This window comes from Oscillatoria sp. HE19RPO (assembly GCF_024220515.1).
In the GTDB taxonomy this organism is placed as follows: domain Bacteria; phylum Cyanobacteriota; class Cyanobacteriia; order Cyanobacteriales; family Laspinemataceae; genus Laspinema.
Genome location: NZ_JAMXOT010000150.1, coordinates 1 through 20,664 on the forward strand (window position 1 = coordinate 1; position 20,664 = coordinate 20,664).

The 20,664-nt window shown below is 47.0% G+C and carries 22 protein-coding genes; 5 read left to right on the forward strand and 17 right to left on the reverse strand.

All coding sequences use genetic code 11. From position 1 onward, the window contains the following. Positions 1-424: 424 nt before the first annotated feature. Positions 425-2,089: a phospholipase D-like domain-containing protein gene (locus NG833_RS14225; RefSeq protein ID WP_375293913.1), complete on the reverse strand. Its 1,665-nt coding sequence runs from the start codon at positions 2,087-2,089 to the stop codon at positions 425-427. A gap of 537 nt (positions 2,090-2,626) precedes the next feature. Here NG833_RS14225 and NG833_RS14230 point away from each other — a divergent pair. From NG833_RS14230 to NG833_RS14240, 3 genes are read left to right on the forward strand one after another with little or no spacing between them, the layout of a single operon-like run. After that, complete coding sequence (locus NG833_RS14230) at positions 2,627-3,028, forward strand: hypothetical protein (protein WP_254565950.1); 402 nt, start codon at positions 2,627-2,629, stop codon at positions 3,026-3,028. A gap of 13 nt (positions 3,029-3,041) precedes the next feature. Beyond that, on the forward strand, positions 3,042-3,191 hold the full coding sequence (locus NG833_RS14235; protein ID WP_254565951.1) for a hypothetical protein: 150 nt from the start codon (positions 3,042-3,044) through the stop codon (positions 3,189-3,191). A 3-nt stretch (positions 3,192-3,194) separates the two neighbouring features. Next, positions 3,195-4,373: a cysteine desulfurase family protein gene (locus NG833_RS14240; protein ID WP_254565952.1), complete on the forward strand. Its 1,179-nt coding sequence runs from the start codon at positions 3,195-3,197 to the stop codon at positions 4,371-4,373. 9 nt (positions 4,374-4,382) lie between these two features. On the opposite strand, the gene NG833_RS14245 is transcribed toward NG833_RS14240, so the two are convergent. The 11 genes from NG833_RS14245 to NG833_RS14295 form a co-directional block, all read right to left on the reverse strand. Beyond that, positions 4,383-4,859, reverse strand: a complete 477-nt coding sequence (locus tag NG833_RS14245) for a hypothetical protein (protein ID WP_254565953.1) — start codon at positions 4,857-4,859, stop codon at positions 4,383-4,385. Between the two features lie 72 nt (positions 4,860-4,931). Beyond that, positions 4,932-5,942 carry a cytochrome d ubiquinol oxidase subunit II gene (gene cydB / locus NG833_RS14250; RefSeq protein WP_254565954.1) on the reverse strand — a complete coding sequence of 337 codons (1,011 nt, stop codon included), beginning with the start codon at positions 5,940-5,942 and terminating at the stop codon, positions 4,932-4,934. 8 nt (positions 5,943-5,950) lie between these two features. Beyond that, positions 5,951-7,393, reverse strand: coding sequence for a cytochrome ubiquinol oxidase subunit I (locus NG833_RS14255; RefSeq protein WP_254565955.1), 1,443 nt, complete (start codon positions 7,391-7,393; stop codon positions 5,951-5,953). A 357-nt stretch (positions 7,394-7,750) separates the two neighbouring features. After that, the gene (locus tag NG833_RS14260) at positions 7,751-8,041 is read right to left on the reverse strand and encodes a hypothetical protein (RefSeq protein ID WP_254565956.1); all 291 of its coding nucleotides are present in this window, start codon (positions 8,039-8,041) and stop codon (positions 7,751-7,753) included. A 40-nt stretch (positions 8,042-8,081) separates the two neighbouring features. Further along, entirely contained in the window at positions 8,082-9,635 is a 1,554-nt protein-coding gene (locus tag NG833_RS14265) for a bifunctional aminoglycoside phosphotransferase/ATP-binding protein (RefSeq protein ID WP_254565957.1), read from the reverse strand. 80 nt (positions 9,636-9,715) lie between these two features. Beyond that, positions 9,716-10,702, reverse strand: coding sequence for an adenosine kinase (locus NG833_RS14270; RefSeq protein WP_254565958.1), 987 nt, complete (start codon positions 10,700-10,702; stop codon positions 9,716-9,718). A gap of 256 nt (positions 10,703-10,958) precedes the next feature. After that, positions 10,959-11,579, reverse strand: coding sequence for a 50S ribosomal protein L25/general stress protein Ctc (locus NG833_RS14275; protein ID WP_254565959.1), 621 nt, complete (start codon positions 11,577-11,579; stop codon positions 10,959-10,961). A 121-nt stretch (positions 11,580-11,700) separates the two neighbouring features. Beyond that, entirely contained in the window at positions 11,701-12,063 is a 363-nt protein-coding gene (locus NG833_RS14280; protein WP_254565960.1) for a hypothetical protein, read from the reverse strand. Continuing rightward, on the reverse strand, positions 12,063-12,269 hold the full coding sequence (locus NG833_RS14285; RefSeq protein WP_254565961.1) for a hypothetical protein: 207 nt from the start codon (positions 12,267-12,269) through the stop codon (positions 12,063-12,065). Before NG833_RS14285 ends, NG833_RS14280 begins: the two co-directional genes overlap by 1 nt. 4 nt (positions 12,270-12,273) lie before the next feature. Next, a complete protein-coding gene (locus tag NG833_RS14290) occupies positions 12,274-12,498 on the reverse strand; it encodes a hypothetical protein (RefSeq protein WP_254565962.1) in 225 nt (74 codons plus the stop codon). A 203-nt stretch (positions 12,499-12,701) separates the two neighbouring features. Further along, positions 12,702-14,030 carry an adenylosuccinate synthase gene (locus NG833_RS14295; protein WP_254565963.1) on the reverse strand — a complete coding sequence of 443 codons (1,329 nt, stop codon included), beginning with the start codon at positions 14,028-14,030 and terminating at the stop codon, positions 12,702-12,704. Positions 14,031-14,243: 213 nt separating this feature from the next. On the opposite strand from NG833_RS14295, the gene NG833_RS14300 reads away from it, so the two are divergent. Continuing rightward, a complete protein-coding gene (locus NG833_RS14300; RefSeq protein ID WP_254565964.1) occupies positions 14,244-15,284 on the forward strand; it encodes an adenosine deaminase in 1,041 nt (346 codons plus the stop codon). A gap of 409 nt (positions 15,285-15,693) precedes the next feature. Beyond that, positions 15,694-16,995, forward strand: a complete 1,302-nt coding sequence (locus NG833_RS14305) for a family 10 glycosylhydrolase (protein ID WP_254565965.1) — start codon at positions 15,694-15,696, stop codon at positions 16,993-16,995. A gap of 133 nt (positions 16,996-17,128) precedes the next feature. Here the strand turns inward: NG833_RS14305 and NG833_RS14310 are convergent, their stop codons facing one another. The 5 genes from NG833_RS14310 to NG833_RS14330 form a co-directional block, all read right to left on the reverse strand. After that, positions 17,129-17,344 carry a transcriptional regulator gene (locus NG833_RS14310; protein WP_254565966.1) on the reverse strand — a complete coding sequence of 72 codons (216 nt, stop codon included), beginning with the start codon at positions 17,342-17,344 and terminating at the stop codon, positions 17,129-17,131. A gap of 69 nt (positions 17,345-17,413) precedes the next feature. Next, positions 17,414-17,638, reverse strand: coding sequence for a DUF4926 domain-containing protein (locus NG833_RS14315; protein ID WP_254565967.1), 225 nt, complete (start codon positions 17,636-17,638; stop codon positions 17,414-17,416). Further along, complete coding sequence (locus NG833_RS14320) at positions 17,635-17,979, reverse strand: DUF6883 domain-containing protein (protein WP_254565968.1); 345 nt, start codon at positions 17,977-17,979, stop codon at positions 17,635-17,637. The genes NG833_RS14315 and NG833_RS14320 overlap by 4 nt, the downstream gene beginning before the upstream one ends. Before the next feature lie 139 nt (positions 17,980-18,118). Then, entirely contained in the window at positions 18,119-19,492 is a 1,374-nt protein-coding gene (locus NG833_RS14325; RefSeq protein WP_254565969.1) for a GUN4 domain-containing protein, read from the reverse strand. Continuing rightward, positions 19,407-20,456, reverse strand: coding sequence for an NACHT domain-containing NTPase (locus tag NG833_RS14330; protein ID WP_254565970.1), 1,050 nt, complete (start codon positions 20,454-20,456; stop codon positions 19,407-19,409). The genes NG833_RS14325 and NG833_RS14330 overlap by 86 nt, the downstream gene beginning before the upstream one ends. Between the last annotated feature and the right edge of the window lie 208 nt (positions 20,457-20,664).

Here is a 20,664-nt window from a genome sequence, read left to right on the forward strand (position 1 = left end):
AACAAATAAATCATCCTTGCTTTGATGCGATCGCACCTAACAAGGCTCTTTTAGCCCGCGCAGGCACCGCTTTGTCCGTGTAGCCCCAGGCTTGAGCCTGCGGGTTTTTTGAAGGTTTTATTTTTTGGAGTTCCCTTAGGGTCTTACAAGAGTAGGTTTTTTACGAACGGTCCCCTCCCCTTGGCAAGGTCCGGGTTAGGGTGGGGTCCACCCACTTCGCAAAAACACCACTTTTGATACCCGGATTTGCGATGAAACCCTGATTAGATAAAGGATTAAATCTCTTTCCTATAATCCAGGGTGAAGAGGACCCCACCCAACCCTCCCCTTGCCAAGGGGAGGGCTATGAGAACCCAAAACTTGAAAAAAATTACCCTGTAAAAAACCTACTCTTGTAAGAGGGTTAGGGTGGGGTCCACACCCCTTAGAAAGTAACCCGATCGCGCAAGCGTTCTGATAGAGTCGGACCAATTCCTGAGACTCGTTGCAAATCCTCCACAGACGTGAACGGTTGTTCTTGCCTGGTGGCAATCATTCGAGCCGCTAAAGCCGGACCAATTCCCGGTAATGTCTCTAACTCCTGCTGAGTGGCTCGATTCACATTGATTCGCGCCGATGGAGGTAATGCGGGAACCGGACTCGGGGAACCACATTGCTGAATCTGCTGTTGGATTTTGGCCTCAATGTGGGTGGGTAACCCTAAACGAGCGGTGCTATAAAGTCGTTCAAACTCTCGCTTAAAATGGGCCGCGACGATGGGAGAATCAATGACCAAGAGAGTCTCATCATTGCGAGAATTAGCGGCGGCGGACCAGTTATGAGACCCGGCGATCACGATGCGATCGTCCAAGAGGCCAAATTTATGATGAAGGCGATCGCCCGGAGGTAACTGGGGAACGCCTACCGTATCCAGAGGAGTAGACCAAGGTTGGTTCCCCCGATCATACTGACAATTTTGATTGGGTAACGCCACTCCCATCATGTCCAACCCTTCGCTATAACTGCGATAGGCAAAACTGGAATCAATTAGTGCACGGACCCGCACCCCCTTGCCATGACGAGCGTAAAGGGTATCGCTCAACTGCTGTTTTGAGAAGACAAACAGGGCCATGTCCACGGATTGAGTGGCGCGATTCAACGTCTTGGCGATCGCCCCATTGACACTCTGTTCCCAAGGAATGCGAGCCCCCGTTGGCGCAAATTGTACCCCCACAGAACTGGCCCCCAAATTCACCGATTGCTTCGGGCGAAACGGTTTTTGGACTCCAAAGAGACTATCGGGCTCACGGCCTGGGCCATCCCCCCACATTAAGTTAAACTCTTGTTGGAATAAACTGGCCAATTCCGGACTGTCAATTTTGAGTAAATTATTGGGATTACCGCGACTGGCGTCAGAGAGAAAATCTCCGTGGATGTCACTGGTGGTAAAATTGGCCGAAGTGACGATTACCGTGCGACCATCGGCGATCGCAAATTTATGATGCATCAATCCGCTGCCCTTGGAACCATCTGCGGTATCGTCAATTAAAGGCACTCCGGCATTTTTTAAAATGATTAAAGCATCTCCCTGGGCGATTTCCTCTGGACTGAGGGAACCATCCTGGTTGCGATCGATCAGGTGACGCCACTCTTCATAGCGAGCTTTGCCGCGTTCATCCAAACCGGCGACTTGCTGCGGTGTCAACTTACTCAGGGCTTGGTTATAGGTGTTTTCCACAATCACCCGGACTCTGACACCGGATTGATGCTGATGGGCGATCGCCTGAGCAATCTTAGGCAACTGCAACTCCTGAACGGCCACCTCCACTGTTGAGGAGGCGCTATTGATGGTATCCACAATCAACTGTTCCAAATCATCTCCCGGTCTTGTGATGCCTCGGTAAGGCTCTGGGTAATCCAGGACCGGATTCTGGTTAAAATAAACCTCTACAAAGGGGTCTTGGGGTAGGGGAGGGAGTCGATGCAATGTGGGTTTAATTTCTTTGCACCCGCTTCCCATCAGGCCCAGAATCGCTACAAGCACTGACCACGGAAGGGCCCAGAATCGCGGAGCTTTTGGAGTTAGTCGTAGGATCGGCAGTAGAAGCATAAGACCCGACTAAAGAGAATTGGGGGATGGGGGATAGGTCATTGGTCCTTGGTCATTGGTCATTTGTCCTTGGTGGATGGGGGAGATGGGGGAGATGGGGGAACAGAGATAGAAGACTGTCGGAAAAAAGTTTTGGGGGAGAGTTGGGAGTGCTAACGCATGGTAGAATTGCGATCTATCTATTGAAAAAGATTTGTCCATCGTCTTCGCCCTCCTTGTCCGGCATCATAGCATTCAGGATTGGGTATTCTGCCCTTTTGAGGGGAGGATCCATGTCAACAAATTTTTAAGGGTTCACTTCAGCAGTTGAACCGGCAGGGATTAGGTTGACTTAACGGATGTCAGGTGATGGCATGGAAATATGGCCGAAATTAGGTTTCGGCTCGGGAATGGGGGTAACATCAGATCTATTGCTTACTGAGGAAGTTCCTGCAACGAGAAACAGTTGGCATGGACCAGAGGCGATCGGTTGAGGATAAGCTCTCATCGCGAGTTGAAGTTGGAGGTTTGGGCCAGACAAACCAACACCAGTGTTTTATGCCGAGAAGAAAAAAAACCTTTCCATGCGGTCACAAGGGTTATGGTCAAGTTTGTCACCGTTGCGCCCAAGATCAAGAGGCCCAGGAGCAAGCGGTCCGTTCGCTGGCGGAAAAACGACAGCAAAAAATGGAATGGGAAGCCACTTTTGACAATGACCCGATTGATTTGAGAGAGTTACCCGATTACGTGGTTCACAAAGCCCGGAATATTATCGAGGGACTCAGTGAACGGCGTAATTATCGAGAGTTTGGCGGGAAGCGCCTCCGTCACAATCGCTGTATTATCAGTATCCCGGTTACCCGAAACTATCGGATGATTTGCCGAGAGGAGGGGAATGTCACGATTCCTGAATCGGTTTTGTCACATGAAGATTACAATGTGTGCAAGCCAGGGAGTTAAGGATGCTGAGGGAATGGAGCGTGAATTCTCGATCGCACCGATGAAAAGATTGATAAACTGCTTAGTGGGCGATCGCCTGAAGAGGCGATCGCTCCCGCTGTCGCTGCTGGATGAAGGCTCACGAGAGATTAGCCCTGTAGCGGCTTATCCTCAAGCTCAGTAACTCATGCAGATCTATTTAGATTACAGCGCAACTACACCGACTCGACCCGAGGCGATCGCAGCCATGCAAGATGCCCTCATCCAGAATTGGGGCAATCCTTCGAGCATCCATGAATGGGGGCAAAGAGCTGCAACGGTGGTGGAAAAGGCTAGAATGCAGGTCGGGAGTCTGATCAATGCACCGGCAGATTCGCTGATTTTTACCGCTGGAGGCACGGAAGCGGATAATCTGGCGATCGTCGGCGTGACTCGTCAGTATCAGACCCCGCAACATCTGATTATTTCCGAGGTGGAACATTCGGCAGTCAGCAAAACCGTAGAGTTGTTAGAGCAGTGGGGATGGCAGGTGACTCGGTTGCCGGTCGATCGCTTAGGAAGAGTGAATCCCGAGGACCTGAAATCTGCTCTGCGATCGAACACGGTGTTGGTGTCGGTGATTTATGGACAGAGTGAAGTGGGAACGGTGCAACCGATTGAAGAATTGGGGGCGATCGCTCGCGCTGCTGGGGTGTTGTTTCATGTGGATGGGGTGCAGGTTGTCGGGCGTTTGCCGGTGAATGTGCAAGCATTGCCGGTGGATCTGCTCTCCTTATCCAGTCATAAGATTTATGGCCCTCAAGGGGCGGGGGCGCTGTATGTCCGCGACGGGTTGGAACTGGTGCCGTTGCTGACGGGAGGGGGACAAGAATCAAATCGGCGATCGGGGACTCAGGCGGTCCCGGCGATCGCCGGATTTGGGGTGGCAGCAGAATTAGCGAGGGAAGAAATGGCAACGGAGACCCCAAGATTAATCCAATTGCGCGATCGCCTCTTCGACTTATTAGCGGATACCCCGGAACTCATCCCCACGGGCGATCGGCTGCACCGCTTACCCCACCATGTCAGTTTCTGCCTGGGGGAGGATGCTCATCGTCGAGGCAGTCACCCCATCACCGGCAGGGCGATCGTCCGTCAAATGAACCTCGCCGGAATCGCCATCAGTTCCGGATCCGCCTGTAGTAGCGGGAAACTCAACCCCAGTCCCGTCCTAGTAGCAATGGGATACAGTCCCACCGAAGCCACGGCTGCCCTACGCCTCACCCTAGGACGACACACAACCGCAGCCGATATCGACTGGACTGCAATGGTCCTCAAACAAGTTTTAGCCCGACTGATGCCCGAATTAGCCTTAGCTAGACTGTAATTTCCCGTCTTATTTTCTCTGCCTTTTTAGACAGCAGAAACTATGATGCTTTCGCACTCTGCAAAAGGTTAGAAACCGGGTTTCTACCGCAGTTTTTGCCGCCGTTTCACAGATTTGGACAGAAACCCGGTTTCTGGAGTCTGGGGTGGGGTTTAGAAACCGGGTTTCTACCGCAGTTTTTGCCGCCGTTTCACAAGTTTGGACAGAAACCCGGTTTCTGGAGTCTGGGGTGGGGTTTAGAAACCGGGTTTCTCCCAGAGTTTTTGCCGCCGTTTCACAGATTTGGACAGAAACCCGGTTTCTGGAGTCTGGGGTGGGGTTTAGAAACCGGGTTTCTACCAGAGTTTTTGCCGCCGTTTCACAGATTTGGACAGAAACCCGGTTTCTGGAGTCTGGGGTGGGGTTTAGAAACCGGGTTTCTACCAGAGTTTTTGCCGCCGTTTCACAGATTTGGACAGAAACCCGGTTTCTGGGTGATGTCAGCAAAAAGTCCGGTTTTCTTTTGACACTGACTCGGGGGCTTCATCCGGTGTAGCCGAACCCTTGATGCGGGTTGTTCTATTCAGAATGTCCCCCAGTGACTTTGCCTCGAAAAACCACATATTGATAGAGGTTGTAGAACAACATCACCGGAATCAGTGCCCCAATCATCACAATCATAATCACTAACGAACTCGGGTCCGCTGCGGCTTCATAGATGGTGATTTTGGAAGGAATGATATAGGGAAACACCACGAGGGCCAAGCCTAAAAACGTTAGCACAAACAGCAGAATCGTCCAAACAAACGGCATTCTTTCCTGTTTGCGGTCCAAGCTTCTGAGCAATAGCCAAATTAACAGCGCCCCCAGTAAAGGAATCAGGGCAAACACATAAAATTGGGGTCCATCAAATAAGCGCGTTCGGGCTTGTTCATAAAAGATGGGGGTGACGATGGTAATCAAAATTGCGCCGACTAATGTCGTAATCGATGCCAATTTTGCCGTTTTATAGTGGGTTTCTTGGAGTTCTCCAGTGGTTTTCCAAACCAGATAAGTTGAGCCAATCAGCACATAGCCTTGAATTAAGGTTAAAGCTACTAAAACCGATTGCCAACTCAACCAGTCCCAAGTCGTGCCAATAAAATGCCCTTTGCTATCGACTTCAATACCTTTCAGGACAGCACCCAAGGCAAATCCTTGACCGAGGGCCGCCATGAAACTCCCACCCCCAAAGGCCAAATTCCACACAACTTTTCGGTTAGATTGCTCTCGAAACTCAAAAGCCACCCCTCGAAAAATAAACCCAAATAACATGATGAAAATTGGGATATAAAGGGCGCTGAGGATGGTGGCATAGGCTACAGGAAATCCCCCAAATAAACCCCCTCCCATCAAAATTAGCCAAGTTTCATTGGCATCCCAAATATTGCTCAAGCTCGTCATCAGAATTCCGCGTCTGTCTTCCGATGAAGCCGTCAGAGATAAAATTCCTACGCCGAGGTCGAACCCATCCAGCATGACGTAAAGAAACAGGAATAGGGCTAATATTCCAAACCAAACCAGGGGTAAAAAATAACTGAGTGTCTCCACGATCGCTCCTATTGTTTTGCTTCTACAGGTCGTTCATCGGGGATAAATTCTCCCGGTTGGGTTTCTAAAGCCGGTTGTGGTTCTAACCCAGGAATGGGTAGGTCAAACCGGGGTCCGCGACGAATAATCCGGCTGCCAAAATAGAGAACACAGAAGAATAAAATGCTGTAGACGATCGCAAATCCAGTTAATGAGGTTAACACATTACTCGCCGGTAAATTAGAAACCGAATCAACCGTGCGGATTTGTCCATATAACGTCCAGGGTTGCCGCCCCACACAGCGCACAATCCACCCAGATTCAATGGCAATATATCCCAAGGGTGCTGCAAAAATCCAGCCTCCCATTAACCACCGTTGTTGGCTAATATTTTCTGGAGAAAGTTTCCCACGCATCCATTGCAGGGTGGAAATGAGCATTAACCCGGCTAAAAAGAACCCGATGGCAATCATGGTCCGAAAGGCATAATAGATTAACCCAACTAAATGGGGTCGGTCCTCCGGTTGCCATTCGTTCAGTCCTTTGACAGGAAGGGTGAGTTCTTTTTTAAATTCCAGAATGTATCCCAAGGCATTGGGAACGGTAATTTCCCAATCATTTTTCTGGGCTTTTTCATTGGGGAATGCCACTAAACTCCAATCTCCCCCTTGTCCCGCAGGAATGGTTTCCCATTGCGCTTCCATTGCGGCTAATTTGGCCGGTTGATAGTGATAGACTTGTTCACCGCTTAAATGGCCGATATAGAGTTGTAACGGGGCCACGGCAATGGCTGCTGCTAGGACAATTTTAAACGACTTGCTAAAAAATTCCTGATTGCGGTTTTTCAGAATGTACCAAGCACTAATTCCTCCAATCACAAATAGCGAGGTTTCCAAGGTGGCAAAAAACATATGAAGCACACTGTTCACCATGAAGGGATTTGTGATTGCTTCAAAATAATCTCGCACGATGAATTTTCCATCCACTAATTCTCCTCCGGCAGGGGTTTGCATCCAGGAGTTAGCAGTTAAGATCCAAAAGGTGGATAAATTGGACCCGACTGCCACTAAAATCGTAGACAAATAGTGAATCACTGAATTCACCCGTTCCCAACCAAACACCATAATTCCTAAAAAGGCCGCTTCTAGCATAAACGCCCAGGAGGCTTCAAACCCAATGACGCTGCCAAAAAAGTTGCCCACTGCTTCAGAAAATGGACCCCAGTTTGTGCCGAACTGAAATCCCATCGGAATCCCCGATGCCACCCCAATGCCAAAATTTAGAACAAATAATTTAGACCAAAATCGGGCATGGTAATAGTAGTCTTTATTGCGCGTTTTTAGCCAAATTCCCTCGACAATCACGAGATAAATTGACATCCCGGTAGTCAGAACCGGCCACAACATATGAAAAATCGCTGTCAGCGCAAATTGCATCCGTGATAACACTAGAGTATCGGAAAGAAAATCCACAATTTAACCTCCTTAAGAGTGTTATCAAAGTTTAACAAACTTTTGCAGAATAAACGGTTATCTAAACAACGTTTTTCGTAAATTTTATGAGTTACCCTTGAAATCAATAAACGGTAAAAAAATATTCGATCTAACGATTGTATCACAAAAAGTTAGCATAATCCTCGCTGCTAGGACGATAGCCTGCCTAGTACCGTCTCATTGAAAAAACAGATTTTTGACAACCAGATTTGGTATAAAATGCCACTATAGTAGAGCTTAAAAATACCAATTCTGGACCGATCGCCTAGGTCAACCCTGGACTGCTAAAATATCCTAGAAAATATTTGAGATTTTTTATCTTTTAAAATCTGGATTTTATTTAATCTTAGAGCGTTGCTCAGTCACATAAGCCAAGGTTTTTTGGGCATCAGAGGACGGGGTTTGCTCGGGGATATCTGTAATATGCCACCAAGCATAGATGAGTCCTGCTGCTACCCCTCCAACTACCCCAAAAAAAATACTCACTATGGTTGAATACCCCAAAAAGCCAAACATAATCATGAAAAATATCCACATTTTAACCCCAAAAGAAATCCCTTTTTCTTTGGGTGATTTGGGACGTTTTTTAACCGTTGATGTTACTTTTTTGTCCTGGGAATTTGCCATATCATTGCTCCAAATAGTGAGAGGTAAAAAATGGGCAAAATTAGGGATTGATTTGGGCGATAAGTGGCTTTAATAGGGCCTCGATATCGGCAGTAGTGTCGAGGGATGTAACGTATGCCCGTTCATTCTCACAAAAGGGTTCGGCAGTTTGTTGCTGGCTGTCGAGGAGATCGGCAGTGGCATCGGCAATATCTCCTTGGCGGTGATTGAGCCGATCGCACAAGATGGCGATCGGGGCGGTACAATGCAGAATATGCAAGGGCAATCCGGAGTTTCTAGCGGCTGCGATCGCCTCTTCCCGCAACCCTTGCCGGTCATATTTCGCATCCAAAATCACCGTCCATCCCTCACTTGCTGCCATTATCCCTAATTCTAACAATCGCCCATAAGTCTGGGCGGTCATTTCCGGGCTGTATATTTCATCACTCCCTTTAGATTGCAAGGAAATCCCCGCCAAATGCTTTCTTACGGCATCAGAGCGAATCTGAATTGCCCCAGTCGCCCTCGCTAACTGTCGGGCGATCGTACTTTTTCCTGAACCGGATAAACCCGACATTAAAATCAATCGCCCTGGCTTCGTTTGGGTGTACTGCCATGCTAATTGATAATAATGGGCTGCAATTCGCCATGATTCTTCCTTCTCATCCTCGGGAATGTTAGCATCGTCCAGCATCAACGAGGTCACTTTAGCGCGGACATAGGCTTGCCGACTTAAGTATAAACGTAGCACTTGCAACCCTTGCCAGTCGCCGGTTTGTTCCAAATAAGTATTTAAAAACCCGTTGGCGAGGTCCTGCCGCCCCCGCGCTTCCATATCCATAACGGCAAAGCCAATATCATACATGACATCCACAAACCGAAAGGCTTCATTAAATTCAATGCGATCGAATAGCAGAATTTGATTATCCCACAGGGCAATATTTTTTAAATGTAAATCCCCGTGACATTCGCGAATTTTATCCGTTTGCATTCGCTGCTCAAACTGAAAAGCCCGTTCAGCAAAAAAGCCATCACTGTAAGCTTTGGTTTCCTCAAATTGCTGGCGGGTTTGGGGTCCATCGATATAGGGTTGAGATTGTTTGTAATTATTATCGATCGCCTCCCGGATTTTAGCCACTGTTCCAAAACTTTTAATATAATCACTCGTCGGGGTTTGCCCATGAAACTCAGCCACAACTTGGCCTAATTGTTCCATCTGCTCTTGGGTGAGTTGACCCTGTTCAAATTGATGAATTAATAAGGCTTCTTGAGGAAACTGCCGCATTTTCAACGCATATTCAATCGGTTCACCCTCGCCATTCAGTTCCAAGCCACTCTCGGTTTTAGTAACCGCCACGACTTCCAGATACATCTGGGGGGCAATCTGGCGGTTTAAGCGCAACTCTTCTGAGCAGAAATGATGGCGTTTTTCCAGGGTGGAATAATCTAAAAAGCCAAAATTAACCGATTTTTTGATTTTATAAACATAGTCTCCCGTCAGTAGCAGAAATGAGGCGTGGGTTTGCATCAAGGTGACGGGTTCTTGCACCGGATGGGGATAAAAGTCCCCCTGCATCATTTGGGCGATCGCCTGGGGAAGTCTTGCCTGACTCATGTTGTCCTCCATTGTGCGCTATTCTGCTTCAAGAAAGCGGAAGGATAAATTATCCGGGTTCATCCTTCCTGCTTTTGCGATTATCCTTCTAAAAGCGATCGCGTCTCTTCTTTCGATAACCGAGGTCCGTAGGTGGTAACAATCCGCCCTGCTGCTTTAGCTGCTAATTCTCCCGCTTCCGCATCACTCATGCCATGAGTCATCCCATACAAAAAGGCTCCGGCATACATATCTCCCGCGCCCACGGTATCGATCGCCTGCACGGAAATCGCCGGAATTTCAATAAGTTTTTTCCCATCAAAAATAATCGACCCTTTCGCACCCAAAGTAATCGCAAAACGTTTAGCAAGGGTTTTTAAATGGGCAACTGCCCCATCAACGGTATCCGTTTCAGCCATTGCCAAGGCTTCACTTTCGTTGGCAAAGATAAAATCCAGTCCGGGTCCAATGATATCCACCAAACCCTGTTTAAAGAATTTCACCATATTGATATCCGAGAGAGACAAGGCCGTTTTCACTCCGGATTGACTGGCGATTTCTCGGGCTTTAATGGCAGCAGTTTGTCCCGTGGGGGAACTGACGAGATAGCCTTCGATGTAGAGATATTCTGATGCAGCAATGGCGTCGGGAACCAGTTCCGTTGTGCCGAAACTGCCGGTAATGCCTAAATAAGTATTCATGGTGCGATCGGCATCCGGGGTAACGAACACCAGACATTTTCCGGTTACCCCTTCCGGTCGAGTTTGATGTTGTAAATTCGTCTCTACGCCGTTGCGGAGGAGGTCTTCCAGATAGAACGTGCCGGTTTCATCATGGGCAACTTTACAGGAATAAAAGCCTTTGCCCCCGAATTGACTGACCGCGATAATGGTATTAGCGGCAGAACCCCCACAGCTTTTTTTACAAGGGCGATCGCTGAATTGTTCCAGAAGAGAATGATGGCGATCTTCCTCGATTAAGGTCATCACTCCTTTATCGATTTGCATCTGCGCCATGAGTTCGGGGGATATTTCATATTCCATATCCACCAAAGCATTGCCGATGCCATAAACGTGATAATTGCTCATGAATTTGTTAGTTTTTACGACGCTCAGGGAAAATAAATGTTGGCTTAAACCCTACGATACAAAGCAAAAAGGAAAAAGGCAACAGGGAGTAACCTGCCTGCCTTTTTCCTTCTATAAAATCAGAGGTTGGATTGTCAGAACCCCGAGAAAGGATGCGATCGCCCTGGGTATCCCTGCCGCCACGGATAAAACCGTTAACTTTGGACAGGAATTTGTAGTCCCAGGGACGGGCCGAGGATCACAGGCTAGAATCGAACTAGACAGTGACTTCTTCCCCAGCATCCTCAGCATCCTCTCCGCTGGTGGATTTCTCGGTAGCTCTGGACTGGAGAATCGTCAAGACGATGCGCTCGCCTTCCACATGAGCGGTTACCCCTTCCGATAAGGTGAGTTCTTTCACGTGCAAGGCATCGCCCAGTTTGAGGTGGCTAATGTCAATTTCAATGGAATCCGGGATATTGTCCCGGGTGCATTGGATCGGGAGTTCCGTCATCACCACATCTAAGACGCCCCCTTCCTGGGTGACACCATAAGGTTCTCCCACCAAATGGAGGGGCACAACCAAATCCAAGCTGGTTCCTGCGGACACGGCAAAAAAGCTGATGTGGTAAATCGAGGTTGATTTCCAAGGATGAGTCTGAACTTCTCTGAGGATAGTTTTGCCCTTCCATGAAAGATCGGGGATATTGAGGTCCACCAAGGTATTGTTGACTGAGGCTTCTTTGAGCAATTTCTCCGCGACTTTGGCGGGAATCGTCAGGCTAATGGATTCGTTGCCTTGATGACCATACAGGGACGCCGGAATCAATCCTTCCCGTCGCAGGGCCTTGGGTTTGCTTCCTTCGTGGCGTTTTTGGCATTCAACGATGACTGTCATTTTAGGTGTTACTCGTTAGGGGTTAGCGATTAATGATGGATCGGACGTTGTTCACGGTTTCACCCGAGGGTCCGGGAAAAACGCTGCAACCTCCTATTCTATCAACAGCGGGTACAGATATTCAAGCCCGTTGGAGATATTGGTAGGTTTCGTTTTCCACACAGCGGCGTAATTCATGCAGCTTTTTCAGGGGATAGGTCAGTTTTTGATACTCCTCTTGGGACGGAGCATCTCCCAGGTTTTCAATAATTTTTTCACTTTCTAGGATAATCGCATCCCGCAGAAAATACTTGAGAAGCTGGCGATTTTCTGGATCGAGTTTAATCAAAAGCAGTTCTTCTTTCTCTTCTTCTATGTTAATCAGAGTCGGTTGAGATTTACCTATCCTGGAAAAGTTCGTATGAGCCAACCACTCGAAAAAATCTTCTGTCATCTCTATCGTATGGGGTTCTTGCCCTTCTGTGTAAAAGCTGATATCTAACATTAGCTTTCCTCCTGAGATGTGGATTCCATAAACTCGCTTTCGGGAACATTTTCAGCCCAAGCTATCTGTGCTTTATCCAATAATTTTTTGGCATTAGGTGAAATACGTCCAGTTGTCAACACTGCGATGATTGTCCCTTTATTAATAATTTTCTGCGCTTCTCCTGGATAAATAGTTTTTTTAGTCTTGATTTCGATGTAGGGCATCGCTCTATCCATTAAATTGTCTGTTAATCCCCCGAATTATTTCTTTAACTCTGGGAGTCTGCTCTGGATTAATCACCAAAATATCGCCATTTGGGTCGTTTCCCGTTGTTCTTTGGCAGGGAATATTTTCTTTTTCTAATTGTTGGATCACCCAAGTAATCAATTTTTTGTGAACGGTCAATTTCTGAATCATTCTATCTTCATCAGTTTCCCATCCTTGATTTGCCATTTTTATGATGTACCTTTGAACTTTAAAAAATATTGTCAATAGATGGAAACGATCAAGACATGAAACCCATGTTACTCGGGGGAAAGGGTGGTGTTAATCCCCCAGGAATTATAATCTGGAGAACTGCCCCTAACAGAAAAAGGGGGACAGTCCCCCCTTTTTCTGTATTTTAAATCTCCCCATTCAGGATGTCAAACCTGAGCTTAGACGGGAGTGCCGTTGGCATCTAAAAGACCGCGTTTGGGTCCGTGGATGGGGTCTTCAACGATGATGGTTTGGTCACGACTGGCCCCAATGGAGACCACGGCGATCGGGACTGCCATCAATTCGGCTAGATATTTGAGGTAGTCTAGGGCTTGCTTGGGTAAGTCTTCCAAGGTGCGACAGTTCATGGTGGATTGCTGCCAACCGGGAAGGGTTTCATAAATGGGTTTACACCGCGCAAACAGACGGGAACTGCTGGGGAAATTATCGCAGCGAGTGCCATCAATTTCGTAGGCAACGCAGACTTTAATTTCGTCGAGTTCGTCTAAGACGTCGAGTTTGGTAATGGCGAGACAGTCAATGCCGTTAATGCGGACTGCATAGCGACCGATGACAGCATCAAACCAGCCACAGCGCCGTTTTCGGCCCGTGGTGGTCCCGAATTCTGCTCCGCGATCGCACAGAACATCGCCGATTCCCTCAGTCATTTCCGTGGGGAAAGGCCCTTCACCCACCCGGGTGGTATAAGCTTTCGCTACACCAATGACGCGATCGATCATCGTCGGACCGACTCCGGCTCCCACACAGGCCCCACCCGCCACCGGGTTGGACGAGGTGACATAAGGGTAAGTCCCATGATCCAGGTCCAGCAGGGTCCCTTGCGCCCCTTCAAATAAGATATTGCGCTTTTCTTGAACCGCGTCATAAATTTTCAGGGAGGCATCCACGACATGAGGACGCAGACGTTGAGCGTATTGCTCGTACTCGTCAATCACCGCCTCTGGGTCAAGGGGAGGCAGATCGTACAATTTCTCCAAAATCACGTTTTTATAGTTAATCGTCCAGTTGAGTTGCTTGCGGAGCCCCTCGGGGTCGATTAAATCTAAAATGCGAATCCCAATCCGTTCGGATTTATCGGCATAAGTTGGGCCAATTCCGCGCCCGGTTGTGCCTATTTTGTGGTTCCCCCGACGCTCCTCCGATGCCTGATCGATGAGGCGATGGTACGGCATCGTCACATGAGCCGTCTGGGAAATCATTAGGTTCTGGGTAGAAATATTGAGCGCTTCGAGGCGATCGAGTTCTTCAATTAAAGTTTTTGGATCGATTACCGTTCCCGAACCAATGATACATTCGGTTTCTGGATAAAGGATACCAGAGGGAATCAGGTGCAGTTTGAAGGTTTGGTCCTTGACTACTACCGTGTGACCGGCGTTGACCCCCCCTTGGTAACGGACTACAACATCTGCCGATTTGCTCAACAGATCGGTAACTTTGCCTTTTCCTTCATCGCCCCACTGGGCACCGATTACAACGACGTTAGCCAAGGGTCTTTTTCGCTAAAGTTTACACAATCGACAATTATCTCCAGATCCCGTACCACTTGTCAAATTAATTTTTGTTAAATTTCCATTTTCAAAAAATCACACTAAAATATAACCTAATGGGCTTGACTCGGAGTGCATCTTTTAGATAGTCTAGATCTAATTAGCTCTCCGAACTCATTGACCCCTCACCCATCCACAAGAGGAGAAGCTGCTGTGGCTTTATATGCTGAACTGCACCGACATCTAGGAGGTTCGGTGGTGCCTCGGGTCCTGTGGCGATACTTTCAGCGCCACGATCGCGAACTGGCGCTGCGCTTTCCCGAATATTCAGGGTTTGAAGAGTTTTACACCAAACCTCGGGATACTCTCGATGAGTATTTAGAACTCCACACCCTGGTTGAAAATGTCCAAAGCGTCGAAACTCTCCCGTATTTTATCTATCGGTTGATTCGAGGGGCCTATATTTTTGAGAATCTGGCCTATTTAGAACTGCGTTATACCCCTTACCTGCGGACTCCCCATGATTTGAGTCAATCTCAGCGGATCGATCGCATGGCAGAGATTGTGGAAGTTGTCGGCAAGGCATCGCAATTGCCGGAATATCCCATTGTCACGCGCCAAATTCTCTGTATGCATTCGCGACTGCCGGATGAGGTGAATCGGGCGATCGTGGACTTGGCGAGTCAGATGCCTCAGTATGTCTGTGCGATCGATGTAGCGGGAGGGGACAATCATTATGGCGATCGCCTCGATGAATTTGTCAAACTCTACGCCTATGCCCGTAACCTGGGTATAAATACCACCGGCCACCTCTACGAAACCCCCGACGGATGCCATCCGGAACTCCTCCCCTACTTAATGCGAATCGGACATGGGATTCAAATTCCCTTAAAACATCCGGAATTATTACCGGAAGTCGCCCGTCGCGGACAATGTTTAGAAGTCTGTCCCACCACCTATTTTAAAACCGGAACCCTCCAGGATATCCAAGACCTCAAAATCATCTTTGACCGCTGCTTTGATGCCGGGGTTGATATCGCGATTTGTACGGATAATGCCGGATTACATGATATGCGCTTACCCTTTGAGTACGAAAGTCTATTAACTCAGGATATTATTGATTTTCGCCAGATGCAAGCCTGTCAAGAAGCGGCATTTCGTCATGCCTTTGCATGGCCTTATCAGCAGCCCCCAACCGAAATGTTAACGGATTTGTTGAAACCAGAATCTATGCCAGTCATGCCCGGAGTTTAAGGTAAATTATTATCCAGAATTTACCCTAAATCGAGGATTTAATTCTCATCAATTAGGCCTCGATAGGGTTTTTTTTGTGGGCAAATGAGTAGATTTACGGGGTTGGGTGATTTGCCTAATTTGGAGCAAAAACCCGCACCCGTGCATGGTGGGGCTATACGGACGTTAGCGAAGCCATGCCCCTTGGGCTATAGCCCGCCTGCGCGGGCTACTCGATGAAAATGACTTTTCATACCTGGATTTGGAATAAGGGTCTGTCTTGACAAAGTAGCGATCGGCCTCTTATTATTAAAACTACAGGAGTCATTCAAAAATTGAGTCAAATCTCTCCTGAATCATCACCCACATTGATACAATCAAACCTTTTAAAACTCAATCGATTAACTCTGACCTAACTCGTTAATAGATTATGCCCCGCCAAAAGAAAGAACCCAGTGGATGTGGATGTGCCAGCATTCCGTTTTCAGTAATCCTCCTGATTTTAGGTGGGGGTTATGTTTTATTCACTCAGCGCGAACATTTGATCGCCCGATTCATACCCAAGGATGTCAGAGAAAATATTTCCGGAGAAATTAGTCGATTTATCCCCGAAGATTTACAGCAAAAAATCCCCTTTCTGAATGCGTCTGATTCAGCAGATGCGGAAGAAGTAAGTCAGAATGTGCCCGAGGCCACCCCTACTCCGGAACCCACCCCACAACAACCTCAGTTACCCTCCGTGCCAATTTCTAATCCATCTCCACCCACGCCAACGGCTGAAATTAAACCCCGAGGCAATTTACCAGAAAATCCCATAACCCCCTCCACGCCTCAAAGTATTTGGGAAAAAAAAGCGATTCGAGGGATTTATTTTAGTCGCTATCAAATTACCAATAATGCGACAGAAGAAATGATTAGAGCGAGGGTCCGGTATTATCGCGATCGCGGGATTAATACCCTCATTCATGGCGTCTGGGGAAATGCTTGCACCATGTACAAAAGTAAAGTCATGCAGGCAAAATTTGGCTATGAAAGTTGTCCCAATGAGTTTGAGGATAAATGGCTGGATTGGTTAATTGACGAAGCGCATAAACATGGCATGGAAGTCCATGCTTATTTTGAGAAAGGGATTAAAATTGATGAAAATAGTCCAGCATTCGATTTAGCAGTTCAGCGGGGATGGATTGTTCCAGGAGTGGACCGCACTCATCCCGGCGTTGACCATTATGTTTTGAATGTTGGCATTCCAGAAGTTGCGGAATTTTTCACCAATATTTTAGTCGAATTTGTCACAAAATATCCCCAAATTGATGCGGTGCAATGGGATGATTATTTGGGGTATCATGCCGAGTTACCGGGACAAGTCGATCGCACCCTGGAATTAACCAACTTTGTCCAGAAAGCGATTTCAGCCACAAAAGCCGCCAATCCATCAGTGAGTTTTGATATTTGTCATCATAACCCCTATTGGGCCAAACGCTACTTTGCAGCAGATTGGGAAAACTGGGGAGTCGATCGCGTGTTTATTCAAGTCTATGCTGAAGAAAATTTCGCGGAAGAACTCCCTTATGTGGAGGCTTATGATGGCATTTCCATTACTGAACGACAATTTAATCGCTTAGAAGAATTAGTCAGGAATCCCAAAGTGGATAATATTTTATTATTTCCCCTCTCGGGGGAACCGGAAAAAATGGCCGATGAGGTCAAGCGTTTGACGGTTAAGATTAAGTAGAATAAATACCCCTCATTTTTTATCACAAGTAAACCGACTCTCAATCTCCGGGTTTTCTCCCTTTCCTGCCACTTATTTGGGTAGCAGTTTTGGAATATAATTCCGGACAAAGTTCACCTAATCCATTAAACCCTCAAAACGATTCGGTTTGTTCTTCATAGTCATAGATGGTCAAACCCAGTATTTTCAGATAGGCGCGATCGTCAGCGTTTAATTCTGGCTTATCTAAAATTTTGTTAATCTGGGTTTGCGTAGCTTGGTATTCAAGCTCATTGGTAATAGGGCGAGGGGGAAAGGCTGTCATAAGTTCTAAGTAGTAACTGCTAGGATTCTTTAAACCACTCGTCATTTTTCCAGTTCTCATTACTCTATTCTGCATGGGTCAAAACTGACCGAACCTATCTCCTGAATATTTTACTTATTGCTGAGTCGGAGAATAGTGAAGCCGCAGGATTTGATGAGCATGGAGGGGTAGCATCGCATAGGTTTGCCCTTCATCATCAATAAACTCTACTTCATAAACATTGGGGGCAAGTTCTTCTACAATGGTTCCCACTTGACCGGGAATTAAGTGATGTTCAGGTATGGCTTCTAAAAGAGCAATCACATCACAAATTTTGAAAGTTTCGAGAGTTAGAGTCATGGTTTTGTTTTGATGATATAACAACTGGTTAAGCGAGGAAATGTTTCCGAGATACGGACGCTCCAATTGCTGCGAATGGTGGCAGTTTGACCTAAGCGCGTGACTGCAAAATCAATACAGTAGCGTTGTCCATATTGATCGTTCTCCGTGGGTACCGCATCATAGTTTTGGGCAGCTTCAGCTAAGAGGTATTGTAATTCTTCCGCATCGTCACAGGTTAATCCTAAGATTGACGCAAATAAGCGGGCTTTGTGTTTGCCGCGATGATGTTCGCTGTTGAGACTATAGTTTCGCAGTTTATCCAGATCGATAAATGCAGCTTGAGCATTGGGGAGTTGCATATTGGATAATAAACGATTGCACCTCTAGTTTATTGAGGTAATAGGACCAGATCAAGAAAGGCCGGACCAATAAAAAAATCTGGACAGGCAATGCAAAATCAAATTTTTATAGATTGATAGAGCCTTTATCTGCTAGAGTCTACAAGTCCGGACGAGAGAGCAAGAATGCCCCCAATCCTATCAATGGACCTGTCCTGGTTCTGCTAAACCTCACAGCACCACAATGAGGGAGGTGTGCTTTTGGAGCTAATGAAAGATCCCACACTAGGTCATTATAATGTACCCATTTTCCGTCTTTTCGCCATTCCAGTTGCTCACTCAACTTGATGTAAGATTCGTATGCCGCATTGAAGTCTTCTGCATAATCTAGTTTACCCCCAACCTCCATCCAAATTTGTTTCTGTAAACTTAAACCAAAATGACCATTGCTGTATTTAAGCCAAAGCTGATCAATAATCCGTAAATCAGAATAAGGGAGATGTTTTATATCTGACGACAAAAAGATGCTAAGAGTTCGCCTGATAACAGGAAATATTTCTGTGTCTGCTTCTTTCCACTGCCTTGTTTGCAAAAAATACGCAAGTTTAAAATAGCAAGGCTGCTTACTGACTGCATACTCATAATCTTTAGCATCTAACACTTTCAGCGGTTCATTAGTGTAAGTAGATAGCCCTTGCTTCGCGATTGGACGTACCCGTCCTTGATTGCAAAAATCCCAGGCTAAGAATAACTTCTTAAAATCGGGTTGTTGCAAAGTTTTTGACTCTTGCACGATCGCCTCGACCAACTGAGTGGCATCGGTCTGTGCTGCATAAAGTCGCATCGTTTCAGCCCACCAGGAGAGCTGATTAGGATCCTGCAATACCTTGAGAAAAATCTCTTCTTGCTGTGTTTCCTTGACCTCCACCGCTGCTAAATATTCCTGGAAACTCAGGTGGGCAAACTCATAATCCCCTTCTCGCTCCTTCGCGATGAGGGCATCCACTGCCTGCAACTGCTTCAAAAAATCCACCGTTTCCGGTGGATTGGGTAACTTTGCTAAATGCGCTGTAAACAAGGTTTCAACTTCCGAAAGCTGAAACTGGCGGGTTTGTCGCTGCATCAACTCCAAAGCCAATGGCTGCAAGACACAGAGCTTCTCCTGAATCGAAAGCTGACTCCTTATCCCCTTTGCTTCCTGACGCTTACCCAGCATCACTTCACAAATCGTTTGATACAGTTCTACTCGTTTGAGGGGAATACTTTGGTTTTGTTGGTGGGCCGTTACGATAAGTGTTAACAGCAACGGATTCGATGCTAAATCCCTTAACGCCTGGCGTTCTTTAACTTGATTTAACAAATCCTCGGTATTCCGGTAAGCCGCATCTTTTGTTCCTAAGTCATTCTGACCTCCCCGACGAATGCATTCCACCTCCCGATACCAGTTGCTAACAAACTGCTGGATTTGCTTGAAATTGAGCGGTTCCACTTCCAACACCTGCACCGCTGACTTGAGTTGTGCTTCCTTCCTCATAACCCAGCCGTCGGGAAGTCAAGATAAACGGCGTATCTGGATACTCATACATCTGCTGATCTACCCACCGACTCACCGCCTGCCGATGGGTAGTATTGGCAACCTCATCCAACCCATCTAACAAGACCAAACATTTTCCCTCAGACAACTGCCGGTTAAACCAATTCTCTGGCAGATTCAGGGGATTCACTCGTTGCAATTCCTGCACCCACTCTGTCAACAATTCCGCCAGTGGTATCTCTGGCTTTTTCAAGATTTTCTGTTCAATATCACGCAAATATAACAATACCGGCAACCATTGCGGCGCTTTCGGATGTAACCGGCGCGGCTGGCGTGACGCATACATCAATGCCAAATAGCGCATTAACGTCGTCTTTCCTGATCCAGGCGCACCCAAAATCGCCAACCGCCGAAACTCTGGGTATTTCTGCATCAACGCTAGATAATGCCCAATTTCCCGATTCTCTAGCTGTTGTGATGAATCTTCCCCTTCAAATTTTTTTAATAAATTGGGCGACACCTGTACCAAATTCTTGGGCGACAAATGCACAGTCACAAAAATGTTTTTTAAGGAGAGCACCTTATCCAGGGTCATCCCCTTGGTTTCAAACTCACGGCACAAAAAATCCAGCCGTTTGTAATACTTCCCCGTGAAATTGAACGAAACTGTCCACCAACATTGAATCGCCCATTCTTTGACGATGCTGCCCAAGCGATAAAGAAGCTGAAAAAACCACTGGGATGACTTGCCTCCTAGCTTGTTGGTTTCTTGTTCGGCGTCTGCCATGAAACCTGTGCTAAAAGAACTCCACAGGACCATGAGTCCGGTGAAAAATGCAGAGGCGATCGCGCTAAAAAATTTTTGATTGCTAATCAAAATAGCTGTTAATCCACCCATACCAGTCAGGGGAAGCCACCGCACCAGAAATTGTTGCCATTGAGGAATCGACTTCGGCTTTGCCATTGCTCCAGCTTAAACATAGATTTTGCCTACAATCTAGTTTAACTTGTCTTGCCTGCTCAATTGCCGGTTACAACCTCGGCAATCTCTGACCCTAAAGGGACTAAGATTCTTCGGTGTTAGGCGATCGCAAAATATAAATCCTCCAAACGTTCAAAGGTATGTGTAGGGGCGCAATGCTTGCGCCCTCTTTTGGGCGCAAGCATTGCGC